At 62.8% G+C, this 15,504-nt stretch carries 11 protein-coding genes; 9 read left to right on the top strand and 2 right to left on the bottom strand.

The genetic code is table 11. The features are described from left to right. The first annotated feature begins 9 nt into the window (after nucleotides 1-9). From PR017_RS07735 to PR017_RS07720, 4 genes are all read left to right on the top strand, one after another. On the top strand, nucleotides 10-1,143 hold the full coding sequence (locus PR017_RS07735) for a Gfo/Idh/MocA family protein (RefSeq protein WP_111221845.1): 1,134 nt from the start codon (nucleotides 10-12) through the stop codon (nucleotides 1,141-1,143). 64 nt (nucleotides 1,144-1,207) lie between these two features. Next, nucleotides 1,208-2,239, top strand: coding sequence for an L-glyceraldehyde 3-phosphate reductase (gene mgrA, locus PR017_RS07730; RefSeq protein ID WP_111221846.1), 1,032 nt, complete (start codon nucleotides 1,208-1,210; stop codon nucleotides 2,237-2,239). Nucleotides 2,240-2,323: 84 nt separating this feature from the next. After that, nucleotides 2,324-3,931: a glycoside hydrolase family 43 protein gene (locus PR017_RS07725; protein WP_111221847.1), complete on the top strand. Its 1,608-nt coding sequence runs from the start codon at nucleotides 2,324-2,326 to the stop codon at nucleotides 3,929-3,931. A gap of 157 nt (nucleotides 3,932-4,088) precedes the next feature. Beyond that, the gene (locus PR017_RS07720) at nucleotides 4,089-4,391 is read left to right on the top strand and encodes an RcnB family protein (RefSeq protein WP_111221848.1); all 303 of its coding nucleotides are present in this window, start codon (nucleotides 4,089-4,091) and stop codon (nucleotides 4,389-4,391) included. Nucleotides 4,392-4,486: 95 nt separating this feature from the next. Here the strand turns inward: PR017_RS07720 and PR017_RS07715 are convergent, their stop codons facing one another. Then, nucleotides 4,487-11,368 carry an apolipoprotein A-IV repeat region-like domain-containing protein gene (locus PR017_RS07715; RefSeq protein ID WP_111221849.1) on the bottom strand — a complete coding sequence of 2,294 codons (6,882 nt, stop codon included), beginning with the start codon at nucleotides 11,366-11,368 and terminating at the stop codon, nucleotides 4,487-4,489. Between the two features lie 471 nt (nucleotides 11,369-11,839). On the opposite strand from PR017_RS07715, the gene PR017_RS07710 reads away from it, so the two are divergent. Further along, on the top strand, nucleotides 11,840-12,208 hold the full coding sequence (locus tag PR017_RS07710) for an Hpt domain-containing protein (RefSeq protein ID WP_111221850.1): 369 nt from the start codon (nucleotides 11,840-11,842) through the stop codon (nucleotides 12,206-12,208). 160 nt (nucleotides 12,209-12,368) lie between these two features. Continuing rightward, nucleotides 12,369-12,689 (top strand): 2Fe-2S iron-sulfur cluster-binding protein, encoded by a 321-nt coding sequence (locus PR017_RS07705; RefSeq protein WP_111221851.1) that lies wholly within the window; start codon nucleotides 12,369-12,371, stop codon nucleotides 12,687-12,689. A 295-nt stretch (nucleotides 12,690-12,984) separates the two neighbouring features. Here the strand turns inward: PR017_RS07705 and PR017_RS07700 are convergent, their stop codons facing one another. Further along, nucleotides 12,985-13,614, bottom strand: coding sequence for a DUF922 domain-containing Zn-dependent protease (locus PR017_RS07700; RefSeq protein ID WP_111221852.1), 630 nt, complete (start codon nucleotides 13,612-13,614; stop codon nucleotides 12,985-12,987). 110 nt (nucleotides 13,615-13,724) lie between these two features. Between PR017_RS07700 and folP the strand changes: the two genes are divergently transcribed. Genes folP through folK form a run of 3 tightly spaced genes read left to right on the top strand, consistent with a single transcriptional unit; the run spans nucleotide 13,725 to nucleotide 15,452 of the window. Next, the gene (gene folP, locus PR017_RS07695) at nucleotides 13,725-14,576 is read left to right on the top strand and encodes a dihydropteroate synthase (RefSeq protein WP_240539109.1); all 852 of its coding nucleotides are present in this window, start codon (nucleotides 13,725-13,727) and stop codon (nucleotides 14,574-14,576) included. Further along, complete coding sequence (gene folB, locus PR017_RS07690) at nucleotides 14,573-14,941, top strand: dihydroneopterin aldolase (protein WP_111221853.1); 369 nt, start codon at nucleotides 14,573-14,575, stop codon at nucleotides 14,939-14,941. Before folP ends, folB begins: the two co-directional genes overlap by 4 nt. Continuing rightward, entirely contained in the window at nucleotides 14,934-15,452 is a 519-nt protein-coding gene (folK, locus tag PR017_RS07685; RefSeq protein ID WP_240539104.1) for a 2-amino-4-hydroxy-6-hydroxymethyldihydropteridine diphosphokinase, read from the top strand. The genes folB and folK overlap by 8 nt, the downstream gene beginning before the upstream one ends. Nucleotides 15,453-15,504 lie beyond the last annotated feature (52 nt).

Below are 15,504 nucleotides of genomic sequence, written 5' to 3'. Positions count from 1 at the left end.
GGGCTCATCATGGCCAAGGAACTCGGTGTCGGCATCATTGGATGCGGCAATATCTCAACGACCTATTTCACGCTATCGCCGCTCTTCAGAGGATTGAAGGTGCTCGCCTGCGCCGACATCAACATGGGTGCGGCGGAGCTCCGGGCGGAGGAATTTGGCGTCAGGGCACAAACGATCGACGAGCTGCTCGCAAATGACGAGCTCGATGTTATCGTCAACCTGACCATCCCGGACGCCCATTTCGCGGTCTCCAAGCGGATCCTCGAAGCCGGCAAGCACGTCTATTCGGAAAAGCCGCTTGTGCTGACGCTGGAAGAGGGCGAGACGCTGCGGCGTCTTGCGACGGAAAAAGGGCTCGCCGTCGGCTGCGCCCCGGACACGTTTCTCGGCGGCGCCCACCAGCTGGCGCGCAAGTTCATCGACGACGGCGGCATCGGCCGGATCACGTCGGGTACCTGCCATGTCATGAGCGCTGGCATGGAGATGTGGCATCCGAACCCGGACTTCTTCTTCCTGCCTGGCGCGGGGCCCATCCTCGATCTCGGCCCGTATTATGTCGCCGATCTCATCAACCTGATCGGGCCCGTCAAGCGCGTCGGAGCGATGACCTCGATGGCGTCGGAGACCCGCACGATCACCAGCCAGCCACGCCATGGCGAAATCATTCCGGTGAAGACGCCGACGACCATCCAGGCGTTGCTGGAATTCGTCAGCGGTGCGACCATCACGCTCACGGCCAGCTGGGACGTCTGGTCGCATCGGCATGGCAGCATCGAGCTCTACGGCACCGAGGGCTCGCTCTACGTGCCCGATCCGAACTTCTTCGGTGGAACGGTCGAAGCCAGCGGTCGCAACAAGGATATCAAGACACTGGATGCATGGGAGCACCCTTTCGGCATCGCCAACCAGGAAAGTCCGCAGGGTCCGCGCGCCAATTATCGCACCGCCGGGCTCGCCGACATGGCGGCCTCGCTGATCGACGGGCGCGATGCCCGGTGCTCGCTAGACCGGACGCTGCACGGCGTCGATGTCATGACGTCGATCCTCACATCCGGCGCCGAGAACCGGTTTATCGAACTGACGACGACCTGCAGCCAGCCGGCAGCGCTCGGCATCGAAGAGGCGCAGGCACTCTTGAAGTAACACTGGCGGGAGCTATTGTGCGCGCGGGCTGAACAGCCCGCGTTCGAGCATGGGAGAGATATCGATGAGCTGGCAACCGGCGGAAGACCGCTATTCCAAGATGAAGTACAACCGCACCGGCCGATCCGGCCTGAAGCTGCCGGCCGTTTCGCTCGGCCTCTGGCATAATTTCGGCGGCGACACCTCCCATGACCGCAAGGTCGACATGTGCCGCACCGCGTTCGATCTCGGCATCACCCATTTCGATCTCGCCAATAATTACGGCCCGCCTCCGGGCTCGGCCGAAACGGCGTTCGGCGAAATCCTGCGCACGGATTTTGCAGGCCTGCGCGACGAGCTGATCATCTCCTCCAAGGCCGGCTACAACATGTGGCCGGGTCCGTATGGCGAGTGGGGAAGCCGCAAGTACCTCGTCGCCTCCTGCGACCAGAGCCTTAAGCGCATGGGCCTCGACTATGTCGACATCTTCTATTCGCACCGCTTCGATCCGGACACCCCGCTCGAGGAAACCTGCGGCGCTCTCGACTACATCGTTCGCTCCGGGCGGGCACAGTATGTCGGTATCTCGTCCTATAACTCGCAGCGGACCCGCGAGGCGGCTGAGATCCTGAAATCGCTGGGTACGCCATGCCTCATCCACCAGCCGAGCTACTCCATGCTCAACCGCTGGGTCGAGGACGACAAGCTGCTCGACACGCTGGACGACGTCGGCATGGGCTCCATCGTCTTTTCGCCGCTGGCGCAGGGGATGCTGACGACCAAGTATCTGAACGGCATTCCGGAAGACAGCCGTGCCGCGCAGGACCATTTCCTGAAGCGGGAATTCATCCGCCCGTCGATCCTCGAGAATATCCGCAAGCTGAACGCGATTGCCGAAAGGCGCGGCCAGACGCTGGCGCAGATGGCGATAGCCTGGGTTCTACGCGGCGACAGGGTGACCTCGGCGCTGATCGGCGCCAGCCGTTCGTCGCAGATCGTCGATTGCGTCAAGGCGCTCGACAACGCTGATTTCACTGCCGAGGAGCTGAGTGAAATCGACGTCTATGCCAAGGAAGCCGATATCAACCTCTGGGCCAAGTCGGCCGAGCTGGAATAGTCGCCGCTCGGTGATTTCACGCCGATAGTTCGAACTGAGGCGCCGCCTGCGGGCGGCGCTTTCATCCTTGGAGGAGGTAGACCGATGATCCACAATCCTATTTTGCCCGGCTTTAATCCCGACCCGTCTATCTGCCGCGTCGGTGCCGACTACTATATCGCGACATCGACCTTCGAGTGGTATCCGGGTGTGCAGATCCACCACTCGCGCGACCTGGTGAACTGGACGTTGGTGCGCCGGCCGCTCGAGCGACAGGCTCAGCTCGACATGCGCGGCAATCCGGACAGCTGCGGCATCTGGGCGCCATGCCTGTCCCATGCCGATGGGCTTTTCTGGCTGGTCTATACCGACGTCAAACGGCTCGACGGCAATTTCAAGGACGCTCATAATTACATCGTGACCTCAGAGACCATCGAGGGCGAATGGTCGGATCCGGTCCATGTCAATTCATCGGGCTTCGACCCGTCGCTGTTTCACGATGCCGACGGTCGCAAGTGGTTCGTCAACATGCAGTGGAACCACCGCAGCGAGAGCTTTGGCGGCTCGCCGAAATCGCCGGCCTTCGACGGTATCCTGCTGCAGGAATACGATGCTGCCAGCAAGTCGCTCAAAGGGCCGATCCGCAACATCTTTGCCGGCAGCCCGCTCGGTCTCGTCGAGGGTCCGCATCTGTTCCAGCGCAACGGCTGGTATTATCTGACGACCGCCGAGGGTGGCACCGGCTACGACCATGCCGTCACCATGGCCCGGTCGCGCGATATCGGCGGCCCGTATGAACTGCATCCGGACAGCCACCTGATGACCGCGAAGGGTCACCCGGATGCTGCGCTCCAGCGCACCGGGCATGGCCAATATGTGGAGACCCCTGACGGCGAGGCCTATCACACCCATCTCTGTGGCCGTCCGCTGGCGCCGTTGCGTCGCTGCACGCTCGGTCGCGAGACGGCCCTGCAGAAATGCGTCTGGAAAGATGACTGGCTCTATCTCGCAAACGGCACCGTGGTGGGCGACGTGGACGTACAGGGCCTCGCCGGTGCTGTTCCCCTCGACAAGCCGCGACGCAGCGGTGCGAATTTCGATGGACCGACATTGCCGGCCGATTTCCAGTGGCTTCGCACGCCACGGCCGGAGCGGCTGTTCAGCCTCACCGAGCGGCCGGGCCATCTGCGGCTGTTCGGCCGCGAAAGCATCGGCTCATGGTTCGAGCAGTCGCTGGTTGCCCGTCGGCAGGAGCATCACAGCTTCAGGGCGGAAACCGTGATCGAGTTTGCGCCGGATACCTACCAGCAGGTAGCGGGGCTGACCCATTATTATAACCGCTTCAAGTTCCATGCGCTCGCCGTCACCGTGCATGAAGAACTCGGGAGGTGCCTGACCATTCTCTCATGCCCGGGCGACTATCCGGAGGGACGTCTTACCTTCCCCATCGGCAGTGGCGTCGCCGTTCCAGAGGGACGATTGCAGCTCTCGCTGGAGGTGCGCGATAACGACCTGCAGTTCTACTGGCAGGCCGAGGGCATGGGTGCATGGCAGGCGATCGGGCCGGTGCTCGACGCTGGCGTGATCTCGGACGAGGGCGGGCGAGGCGAGCACGGCTCGTTCACCGGCGCCTTTGTCGGCATGTTTGCCTTCGATCTCTCTGGTCGGGCGAAAGCCGCAGATTTCGACTGGTTCAACTACGACATCCTCTAGGTTGACTGACGTCGTGGGCAATGTTTGCCTGGCCGGCCTGCCCCACCGCGGGTCGCGCCTGACTGCATTGACAAAATTTAATATATTTGACCGCGATCCGTCACCTTTTTCAGATAAGGCTGCGCGTCTAAAAGACTTAAAACTACGAGGAAAGCCCATGAAGAAGACGATCACCGCGCTGCTTGCTGCGGCGTGCCTGATTGCACCGGCGGCGCAAGCCCCTGCAGCCCTTGCCGTGACGCCATCAAAAGACGTTCATCGGCCCGTTCTGCACAAGGGCAGCTGGACGCGTGGCCATCGGCTTTCGCCCTCCGACCGCAACCACGCCGTCCCTCTCGACTACACTCGCTACCGCCTGAAAACGCCGCCCCATGGTTATCGATGGGTCCGCATCGGTGGAAGCTTCCTGATGGTAGGCTCCACCAGCGGCCTCATCCTCAGCGTCGTGGCCGCACGGTAGAGCGCCGGCCGGACTGCTGCGTGACTACTTATCGTCAAACTGAAAAATCCCTGGCTCATGACCAGGGATTTTTCAGTTTATGCGGGGTGCTGTTTTCAGCTGAAACGGCCGGCGGCGTGGGCGAGCATGGTGTAGACCTTGCCGGTGTCCGAGGTCAGGTAGGACTGGGTGACGGACTTGTCGCGATCCGTGCTGGCGACGTCTGCGAGCAGCTTTTCGAAGTCGCCGATGTAGCGGTCGACGGCGGTGCGGAATTCCGGCTCGCGGTCATACTTGCGCTTGATCTCGTCAAAGGTCTGCTGACCCTTCAGCGTGTAGAGACGGCGTGTGAAGACATCCCGTTCGCCGCGCTGGTAACGGCGCCAGAGGTCAACCGATGCGTCGTGATCGATGGCGCGGGCGATATCGACCGACAGAGAGTTCAGCGATTCCACGACGTGACGCGGGTTTCTTGCATCGCCGGAGCGAGGTGCCTGGGCGGCGGTCTCGGCGGGAGCGCGCGGGGCGGGTGCGCGGGCCGGTGCTGTGTCTCCCGCGTCGTCGCGCGATGCGCCGCGCAACAGGTCGCTGATCCATCCGCCGCCGGCCTGGTCCTGACGGGCAGGTGTCGGCGCTGCTGCGGGCTGGCGTGGTGCCTGTGGTGCGCGGTCGGCAGCGATGGTGCCGCGAAGGCCCATCGGCTCGATCGGACGCTGCGGGGCGGCGGCTTCCGGCTGTTGCAGGAACTGCGGTGCCGGCTGCTGGGCCACTGGCTGGCGCTGTTGTGCTACCGGTTGTGGTTGTGGCTGCGGCTGCGGAGCGACTGGCTGAGGCTGCGGCGCGACGGCTGCCTGCTGGGGAGCCACACGCTGCGGCTGGGCGGACGCCCGTGTCACGGGCGGCGAGATTTCCAGCTGCTGCGACGAGCGACCGACGATCTGCGAGATGTCCTGCAGGGCCTTGATCTGCTCGGCCACGGCGCGACGCATGGCAGCGGCGCTTTCCTTGGCTTCTTCCGGCAGGTCGAAGGCACCGCGCTTCAGTTCCGTGCGGGTGAGGTCGAGTTCCTTGCGGATATCACCGGCCGAACGGCGGATCTCGTCGGTGGCGCCCGAGAAGCGGCCGATGGCTTCCTCGACGGCAACGCGCAGGGTTTCGCGCATGGAGTAAGCGGCATTGTCAGTCGTCTTGCCGGCTTCCGAGAACATGTTCTCGACATCCGACATCGACGCAGTCAGCCCACCGCGCAGGCGGCTGGTGAGTTCGTTGGAACGACGCTCGGCATTTGCGAAGGTGCCCTCGATCGCGTCGTTTGCTTCCTGGCCGGCCTTGGCGAGCGCATCGCGCATCGTCTCGGCCGTCTGCTGGGCGCGGGCTTCCGTCTCGGACAGCACGCGACCGATATCGGCCACGGATGCCTGGACACCCTGGCGCAGATTGCCGGACACCTGGTTGGAGCGCTGTTCGGCGCGGTCGAATGCGGTCTCCACGATGGAGCCGACGGCGCGCAGGGTCTTTTCGATTTCCTCGGAGCGCTGAACCAGCCCGACCGAGAGGCCTTCCAAAGCGCTTTCGCGCTCTTCCAGTGTCGACATCAGGTTCGACTGGGCGGCGCCCAGAAGTTGCGATGCCTGGGTCAGGACCTTGGAGTGCTCGTCGAAGCGGCTGATGATGCCGCCAACCTGCGACAGGGTGTGGACCGAGATGTCGCTGAGCTTGTCGATCTTGCCTTCGAGCAGGCGGGTAGAGGCGGAGACCAGTTCGGAAGCCTTGCCGGCGCTCTCGGCAAAGCGCGTGCTGGTCGAGCCGAGGCGGGTGTCGACTTCGGCCAGATCATGCGTGGCGCGGTTGAGCATGGCAACGATCGCCGAGTTGTTGTCGCCCAGCCGTTCGATGAGGCCGTTGACATTGGAAAGCAGGCTCGTTTCCAGCGCGTCGACCGTGTTGGTGACGCTTTCCGTGCGGGCGGAAATGGCGGCCAGTGTCTCGTTGGTGCGCGATGCGATGGCGTTGACCAGGGCGGCGTTCTCGGTGCGCAGGCGTTCGGCTGCCTGCTGGGCTGCCGCCGCGATGCGCTCGGCTGCCTGTTCGCCAGTGGCGGCGTAGGCGTCGACCACAGGGCGGGCCTTTTCGTCGATGATGCGAACCAGTTCCGCAGAGCGGCCGGCCAGCATGGAGTTCAGGTCGCGGCTGCGGTCGTCGAGGCTTGTGCGGATGGACGAACCGCGTGCTTCCAGCGCCTTGTCGACATTGGCAAGCGTCGCATCGATATCGCGGGCGCGGTCATCGAGGTTGGTGCGGATGGCGTTGGTGCGTTCCTCGAGGGCTTCGCCGACGCGTGTCAGGCTGGAAGCAATCTGTTCGCCCGTTCCGGCCAGTGTGGAGCGCATCTGCTGGGTGCGGGCTTCGAGTGTCTTGTCGACATCCGAAAGCGTCGCATCGATATCGCGGCTGCGTTCGTCGAGGCTGGTGCGGATGGCGGTGCTACGATCCTCGAGCGCGCGTTCGACGCGGGCCATGGTGGATGCAATTTCCTCGCCGGTGCCGGCAAGGGCCGAGCGCAGCGATGCGCCGCGGGCCTCGAGCGACTGTTCGACCTCGGAGAGAGCGGCAGACAGCGCCGTTACCTGGTTGCCGACAAGGCCCTCAGCCTCGGCAACCTTGTTGACGATGATGTTGCCGGCCTCGGAGAACGTCTGGGCGACGGCTGCTGCCTGACCTGCGAGACGGTTCTGGGTCTCGGAGACGCGATGGACGATGTCCTGCGAGCGCTCTTCCATCGTACGGGTGAAGTCTTCGCTGCGGTTGCCGAGATTGTCGGCAAACTGCTGGCCAGTGCTGGCAAGCAGCTCTGCGGTGCGGGTGGCTTCGTTGTCCATGCCCTGCGCCGCGTCGGCAACTGCCGTGCGCAGCGTGGTTGCGAGCGCGGTGGCCTTGCCCTCGATGGTGCGGTTGACGGCATCGAGGCCGAGATTGAGCGCGCGATCCATGGTCGACAGGCGTTCGTCGATACGGGCGGTACCGGTTTCCATGGCGTTGCTGAGGTTGGCAGTGCGTCCGTCGAGCGTCTCCGTCAGGCGGGCAGATGCCTCGCTGGTGGCGCGGTCGATCTGTTCGACACTGCCGGAGAGGCTCTCGGCCAGCCGGTTGCCGGCCGCGTCGACCTGTTCGACGACGCCGGAGATACCGTCGCGGATCCGGTGTTCGATGCCGACGAGACCGGACTCGACGCGCGAGCCAGTATTTTCGAAGCGCGTGGTCATGCCTTCCACGGACAAGGTGAGGTGCGAGGAGAAGGTTTCCGCCGAGCGGGTGATTTCACCGGCGGCGTCCTGGAACCTGCCGGCGATGGTGCCGGCGCTGCTTTGCAGGCGTTCCTCGAGCGACCGGGCGCTGGTGTCGATGGCGCCACGCAGCGAGGCTTCGTGCTCTTCGAGAGACATTTCCATCATGCCGACGCTGGTAGCGATCGATGTGCCGATGGTCATGGCCTGTTCGGCAAGCGTACCGTCGATCTGCTCGTGGGCTTCGCGCAACGTCTGCTGGATGGCATTGCCGCGCTGGTCGAGCGTGGTGCGGAGGCGCTCGTGGGCGTTTTCGAGGCTGTGATCCATCTGCGCCAGTCCGGTGCCGATGGTGGCCTCGAGGCGGCCTGTGGTGTCGGCAAGGGCATTCTCGACGCGCGCGGTCGACTGGCCGACCACCGTTTCGAGACGTTCGCCGCCGTTGTTGAGGACGCTGGCCAGCCGTTCGGTGTGGGCACCGAGGGCCTGGTCGAGGCGGTCGTGATTGTCGACATAGGCAGCCCGGATCGTCTCGGCTTCCTTGCCGAAAGTGCCTGCAATGCGCGATTCGGCGCCGGCAACGCTGTCGAGAATGGCGTTGGTGCGGGCTTCGAGCGCGCTGTCGAAACGGTTCTGTGACTCTTCGAGCGAGATGGCGAGCGCCATGGTCTTGTCGTCGAGAGCATTGCCGAGGCGGCTGTGGCTGCTGGAGACGACAGCATTGATCGCCTCGACGCTGACGCCCAGTGTTTCGTCGAGCAAGGCTTGGTTTTCGGCCAATGTCTGCGCGAGGACGCGGGTCTTGCTATCCAGGGTTTCGAGCATGCGATCGTGACCGCTGGAAACCGAGGTTGCTATAGCATCGCCCCGGGTGCTGAGCGTGTTTTCGAGCCGCTCCTGGGTCTCCGACAGCGAGATCGCAAGCGTCATAGCGCGCTCGTCCAGGGCTTCGGTGAGACGTTCGCGACCATCGGAAACGGCAGCGGCGAAGGCGTCCGTGCGGCTGGTCAGGGTCTGTTCGAGGCGCTCCTGCGTCTCGGACAGCGAGATGCCAAGAGCCATGGCGCGCTCGTCCAGCGCTTCGGTCAGGCGGTCGCGGCTGTCGGAAACGGCACTGGTGAAGGCGTCGGTGCGGCTCGTCAATGTCTGGTCGAGGCGCTCCTGCGTTTCCGACAGCGAGATGGCGAGAGCCATCGTGCGGTCGTCCAGGGCATCGGTCAGGCGTTCGTGGGTCGTCGATACGGCGCCGAGTAGCGTCTCGGAACGGCTGGCAAGGGTCTGCTCGAGGCGTTCCTGGCTATCGGAGAGCGAGATGGCGAGCGTCATGGTGCGCTCGTCCAGTGCCTCGGTCAGGCGTTCGTGGCTGTCTGAAACGGCGCTGACGATTGTCTCGGAACGGCTGGCCAGGGTCTGTTCGAAGCGCGACTGGCTGTCCGACAGAGCATTGAAAAGCGCGCCGCTGCGCTCGGCCATGACGGCATCGATGCGCTCGTGGGCTGAGCCGAGTGTCTGGGTGATTTCGCCGGTACGCGCCGACAGGGTGTCGTTAAGTGCCTGCGTGCGGCCGACAAAGGCCGATGTCAGCTCGTGGGTACCGGAAGACAGAGCTGTCGTCAGTTCCGACGTCGCTGTTTCGATGACGCTGGTGAATTGGCCGGAGCGGGCGGCCAGCGCCTCGCTCAGTGCTTCGGCGCGACCCTCGAACGTGGCATTCAGCGTCTCGGTGCCCGAAATGACGGCCGACGAAACGTCGGTCGTGGCGGCTGTCAGCGCCGACGTCAACTCGGCCGAACGGGCTGCGATTGTGCTGCTCAGTTCGTTGCTGCCGTTGGTGAGGGATGAGGAGAGTTCGAGCGTGGCGCCACGAAGTGCCGACGTCAGCTGCTCGGTGCGGGCGTTGAGGGCTGCCTGCAGTTCTTCGGAGCCCGTTCCGAGCACGGCTGCAACGTCGCCAGTCGCGCCGCGCAGCGCAGCGGTGAATTCGCTGGTGCGGCTTTCGAGCGCCGAGGTGATTTCGGCTGCCTTCGAGCCGATGGCGCTTTCGAGCACCTCATGGCCGGTCGACAGGGCTGTGGCGAGTGCAAATGAATGATCGGTCAGCGAGGAGCCGATGCGCTCGATGCTAGAGGTAAGAATGCCGTCCATGGCGTCCGAGCCGCCGGCCAGCGTTTCGTTGATGCGTGCAAGACTTTCCATCAGCTTGCTGTCGAGCGAGCCGGCGCGCTTGTCGAAGGCGGTGGCGAATTCAGCGACGCGTTCGTCGAAGCTTGTCGACACCTGCGCGACCGTCGACTGCAGGCGCTCTTCGAAAAAGCCGGAGCGGAGGTCGAGGTCCATCACGGTGTCGTCGACGCTCGACTGCAGGCTCTGGCGGAAGCTGGCGCCCTTTTCGTCAAGCGCGCTGTTGAGTTTTGCGAGCACGTTGTCGAGGGTACCGGTGATACCGCGTTCGCCGCTGTTCAGGCTGTCGCTGATTTCGCGGGTGCGTGCGATCAGGGTCTCGTTCAGCTGGCGGGCGCGGTCGTTGAGCGCGGCATTCAGCTTGTCCGTGTTGGCATCGAGCGTCGAGGCGCGTGTCTCGAACTGGCTGAGCAGCTTCTTGCCGCGTTCGGAAAGGGTGGTCGACAGGGATTCGAGGCGCGTGTCGAATTCCTGATTGAGGGCGAAGCCGGAAGCACTGAGGTTTTCGATGAGGCTGTCGGTCTTGGCCGCCAGCAGCGAGCCGAGCGACTGCAGGGCTGCGTTAGACTTTTCCGAAAGTGCGGCGGCGCGCGTGTCCATCAATGTCGCAAAAGCTTCGCCCGAGGTTGCCAGTCTGATGGCGATTTCCTCGGTGGCGAGCGACATGTCTTCCTTGATCTGCTCGTGTACGCCCGAGATCGACGAGCGGATGCGCTCGGCGTGATTGACGATGGCGTCACGCTCGGAACCGAGTTCGTGGACGAGGCCGCGCACGCGCATTTCGTTGTCGGCATAGCTGCGCTCGAGCGCGTTGACTTCGGAATGGACGAGGGTCTCGAGTTCGGTGGCGCGGGCGATGGTCCGTTCGATGCCTTCGTTCATAGCGGAAACTTCGCGGCGTACGGCCTGACCGACCGTCATGATGCGCTCGGAGGCGATCGTTTCGGGATCGGAGAGACGCAGCGCCACTTCAGCCATGGAACGGGCGGCGTTGCGCATGTCCTGGGCGCGCGACAGCATGATGGCAAAGGCATAGAAAAGCAGGATCGGAACAAGTATGCCGATGATGCAGGCGATCACGCCGGGCAGGGCCACGAGTTCGGCAAGCGAGCGGATCTGCCAGATCGGCGGGGAATAGATGACGCTTGTCAGACCGATGCCGGCAATCAGCCAGATGATCGAGAAGATCGTCGCATTGCGGATGGCGCCGCCGATGGAGGCGTTGTCCAGCGAGCGGAGGATCGACTGGGGGCTGGCCCTGCTGGTATCGTTGGCGGGTTCGAACATCTGATTGCGAGGGGTATCGCCCGGTCGCCCGACATTTCCGCGGGCCGCGGCAGCCTTGCGGGCCGCGTCTTCCTTTGCCTGCCGTGCACGTGCATTCGAGGTCTCGGCCAAATCTGCCTCCGTTGCACGCGGCGCAGGTCCGGTGCGAGCTGGTATTCCGTCATCGCTGAAATCGATTTGCAGCGCTTCGTCCAAAGCTTTGAAAGCCTTGTCTTCAACCGACTCGCTGTATTTGTTGTTCGCCATACGGATACGCCTCGTTACACTCGTTCCGGCCGACCCTGCATTTCGAAAATCCGCCAAGATCCGATACGCAACATCTCGCCAGCCGTACTACCGATTTCCTTAACAAGGCATCGGCATCCACATTACAATCCGCGCGATGTGCAATTTTGCACAATGGGCGGTACCAAAACATTACCACTTTCCGAGCGTCGGGCAAAGGCGACGCCGCGGCACGAGACACCAGTACCGTCCTGACACATTAGCAGCACTGTTACAATTATGGGATGGCAAACCTCCGGAAGTGTTAGCGTGTTGTTAACACCTTTTAAATCAAGGCATTGTCGAAAAGCCGATAATTTAACCGTGTTTAACGGTCGTTAACCATACGTGCATTTTTCCGCCTTTGTTGTGCCGGAATTTAACGGGATGGCCATGCCGCGGCCGCAAGGATGCAGCAACACACCGAACAAGAGACAACCGGAGAATGGGCCCATGGCCGCCTTGAACATTGCATTTGAAGCCCCTGACAACTCGCGCGGCATGGGGCCGTCGCGGGAAAAGCCGATCGATCTGGTCCATCTCGCGCGGCAGACCATGGGCGACAAGGTGCTCGAAATCGAGGTTCTGCAGATGTTCGCCCGCCAGGCACGCAGCTGCCTTCAGGATATCGGCAGCGGCAATGCCGACCAGGTGAAGGCAGGGACACACCGTCTGAAGGGTGCCGCAAGCGCCGTCGGCGCCTTCAAGGTCGCACAGTCTGCCGAGGCGTTCGAAGCGCACTCCAGCGATGCTGCCTGCATGGCAGCTGTCGGCACCGCCGTCGTCGAGGCGGAAAACTTCATTCTCAAGCTTTGCCGCTAAGCCTGGACTTGTTGCGTCGTCCCCATAAGGGACGGCAACATCGCTGACCGGTATCCGGCCTAGCCGGTGGCTTTCGGAGCCGGCGATGTTGACTGCTGTTTGGAATTGTTGGAAGAAAATCCGACCCTGCCAATATCACTCGCGTATTCCGGATTATCTCATGACCAAACTGACAATCGTTGCTTTCGACGGCGCGCGTTTCGACTTCGATGCCGACGAAGGCTCGACCGTGATGGAAAACGCGGTGCGCAATTCCGTGCCCGGCATCGAAGCTGAGTGTGGCGGCGCCTGCGCCTGCGCCACCTGTCATGTCTACGTCGACGATGCCTGGATAGAGCAGGCGGGACCGCCGGCCGCGATGGAAGAAGATATGCTCGATTTCGCCTTCGATGTCAGGCCGAGCTCGAGGCTTTCCTGTCAGATCAAGCTGACGTCGGCGCTGGACGGTCTCGTTGTTCATGTGCCGGAGCGCCAAGCCTGATACAGCCCGGCGAACAGCGCCCAAAAAAAACCTCGCCCTTTTTGCGGAGCGAGGCCAGGCGGGCGTATCGCCGACAGGCGAGGGAGGAAGCGCATGCGGCTTCGGATACGCCGGGAGAACCCAGGAAAACCGGAACGCAATACCATCGGCGATGCTATACGTAAGATGATACTACATTATGGCTGTGGTAAAGCGTAAAGCCGACTTGTCCCGTGCTATCTCGGCTCCAGCGTGTCATATTTCGCACAGTTGCGGTGATCGACAGCTGTGAACTCGCTTTGTTAACGATCTAATTTTACTCCATCTTTTCCGATTTTTCGCCGTGGCGGCGATGAGCGAGACGCTGCATGCGGTTCTGGAAGTTTGTAGCCTCGACGCGGTCGAACCGTGCCTGATCCTGATCGTGCAGGACGGTGTTGCGCACTGATTCGCCGCTCACCTTGTCCTGCAGCAAGTCGCAGGTCCGCTCTGCTGGCAGCGAGAGGATGGCCTTCTCCAGGCTGCGTGCATGCGACCTCGCAATCTCGGCATGACGCTCCTCGTGGCGTTTGATGTCGGCCGATAGCCTGTCCCAGACGGCGGAAAGACGGGGCTGCGCGTGACGGCGATCCCGCCAGCGCGGCAGGATGACGACGATGTCCACCGTGACCCGGGCGCCGCCGATATGGCAGCGGCCGCCGCTCTCCACATAGGTCGCCTGGCCACCGAAGCGGATACGCGTTGCACCGGGATGGCGGCTGCTGGCGCCCATCGCCGTTGGGCCGCCGGCATTGAGCGCCGCGTCGAGTTCGTCGGCCGTGTTGCCACTGATATCGAAATACGAAAAGGTCTTGTGCGCGACCACCTCCGCTTCTGCGCTCCGCAAGACGCCGCATGACAGCAAAACGGCGAGTGGGAGGCAAGCAAAGCGCGATGCAGTCGGCATTCGTGATCGGACCAGTTGAACTTCACGGAAGCTTGCGGCATAGCCACTGCGAGCGCAACATCGGGCGAAGGTTTTTTTCAATTTCAACGGAGCGGACGTTCGTGACAGCGATGCGCGATAAAATCTGGCATGTGGGCCATGGTCGTCGTCTTGATCTCAGCCGCAGCGCGATCATGGCGATCGTCAACATCACACCGGACTCCTTTTCCGACGGCGGCCGTTTCCAGTCCGTCGATGCGGCAGTCTCCCATGCGCTTGCCTGTGTCGCCGAGGGTGCTGACATCGTCGACATCGGTGGCGAATCTACGAGGCCGGGCGCCGAACCCGTCAGCGCCGCAGAGGAGCAGGCTCGGGTGCTGCCGGTGATCGAAGCCCTGCGCGGCAAGACCGAGGCGCTGATCTCCGTCGATACTTACAGGGCAGAGACGGCGCGGCTGGCAGTTGCCGCCGGTGCCCACATCGTCAACGACGTATTCGGGCTGCAGCGCGAACCGGATATTGCAGCACTTGCCGCCGAAAGCGGTGCCGGCCTCTGCATCATGCACACCGGTCGCGAACGTCGGAAACTGCCGGACGTTATCGCTGACCAAGTGGTGTTTCTCGAGCGATCGCTGAAAATTGCCGATGCTGCCGGGGTCGATCGCAGCAAGATCGTGCTCGATCCCGGCTTCGGTTTTGCCAAGGACGGCGATGAAAACCTGGAACTCATGATGCGGTTTGCCGAGCTGAAGCGATTTGGTCTTCCGCTCCTCGCAGGCACATCGCGAAAGCGCTTCATCGGCCAGTTGACCGGACGGGAGGCGGAGGAGCGGGATGCAGGGACGGTTGCAACAACGGTGCTGCTCAGAATGCAGGGCGCCGCGATTTTCCGCGTGCATAATGTCGCAATCAACAGGGACGCACTTGCCGTCGTCGATGCTATGCTGGAGATGCAGGCGAAATCAGGAATAAAAACATCATGAGCGGTATCTACACCATCACCCTGCAGAACTGTGCATTCTTTGCCCGCCACGGCGTTCACGACGAGGAGGAGTTTTTGGGACAACGATTCTTCGTCGACGCCGAACTCGACGTCGCCGCCGGCGAGGCGCTGGTGACGGATTCGATCGACGGCACCGTCAACTACGGCGTCGCCTTCACCGTCATCGAGGAAATCGTCACCGGCAAGCGTCGCTACCTGATCGAGGCGCTGGCGCTCGACGTGGCCAAGGGCCTGTGCGAAAAGTTTCCGCAGATCAAGCGCGTCAAGGTCACCGTCCGCAAGCCGAACGCACCTGTCCCGGGCGTTCTCGACTACGTTCAAGTGAGCATCGAGCATTTTGCCTGAGACTGATTTCACCACCGCAATGCTTGGTCTTGGCGGCAATATTGCCGATCCGGTCCGGGCGATGGCCACGGCCTTACAATCCCTCGACCGGCGCGCCGATTGCAGCATCGTCGCGGTGTCGAAACTCTACCGCACGCCGCCGTGGGGGAAGACGGACCAGGCGTTCTTTTTCAACGCCTGCGCGGCGATCAGCACTTCGCTTCCACCGGAGACCTTGCTCGACGTCTGTCTCGATATCGAGCGCGGCATGAAGCGGGAGCGGATCGAGCGCTGGGGACCCCGGACGATCGACATCGATATCCTCACCTACGGGGCTGTGAGGCTCGATACCTCAAAGTTGCAGATCCCGCACGCCCGCATGACCGAGCGCGGCTTCGTGCTTATGCCGCTTGCGGATATTGCAGCAGACCTGGTGGTGGCCGGAAACACCGTTACGGCATGGCTTGCAAACGCCGATATCGGCGGCATCGAAGTAGCGGATGCAGATGTCGGCTGGTGGCAACGCAGGTAGAGCAAAAAGGCCGAGCACCGGCCCGGCCTTTGAAAAATCCACTGGATGACGG

The sequence above is a fragment of the Rhizobium tumorigenes genome (genome assembly GCF_003240565.2).
Lineage (GTDB): Bacteria > Pseudomonadota > Alphaproteobacteria > Rhizobiales > Rhizobiaceae > Rhizobium > Rhizobium tumorigenes.
Note: the sequence above shows the minus strand (reverse complement) of the source record. Positions and strands in the feature narration are given on the sequence as shown.

What these genes read in the sequence shown, in the direction of transcription:
- mgrA (WP_111221846.1), top strand. Translation starts at nt 1,208, where the DNA reads ATGAGCTGGCAACCGGCGGAAGACCGCTATTCCAAGATGAAGTACAAC.
- PR017_RS07725 (WP_111221847.1), top strand. Translation starts at nt 2,324, where the DNA reads ATGATCCACAATCCTATTTTGCCCGGCTTTAATCCCGACCCGTCTATC.
- folP (WP_240539109.1), top strand. Translation starts at nt 13,725, where the DNA reads ATGCGCGATAAAATCTGGCATGTGGGCCATGGTCGTCGTCTTGATCTC.
- PR017_RS07720 (WP_111221848.1), top strand. Translation starts at nt 4,089, where the DNA reads ATGAAGAAGACGATCACCGCGCTGCTTGCTGCGGCGTGCCTGATTGCA.
- PR017_RS07705 (WP_111221851.1), top strand. Translation starts at nt 12,369, where the DNA reads ATGACCAAACTGACAATCGTTGCTTTCGACGGCGCGCGTTTCGACTTC.
- PR017_RS07710 (WP_111221850.1), top strand. Translation starts at nt 11,840, where the DNA reads ATGGCCGCCTTGAACATTGCATTTGAAGCCCCTGACAACTCGCGCGGC.
- PR017_RS07700 (WP_111221852.1), bottom strand. Translation starts at nt 13,614, where the DNA reads ATGCCGACTGCATCGCGCTTTGCTTGCCTCCCACTCGCCGTTTTGCTG.
- PR017_RS07735 (WP_111221845.1), top strand. Translation starts at nt 10, where the DNA reads ATGGCCAAGGAACTCGGTGTCGGCATCATTGGATGCGGCAATATCTCA.
- folB (WP_111221853.1), top strand. Translation starts at nt 14,573, where the DNA reads ATGAGCGGTATCTACACCATCACCCTGCAGAACTGTGCATTCTTTGCC.
- PR017_RS07715 (WP_111221849.1), bottom strand. Translation starts at nt 11,368, where the DNA reads ATGGCGAACAACAAATACAGCGAGTCGGTTGAAGACAAGGCTTTCAAA.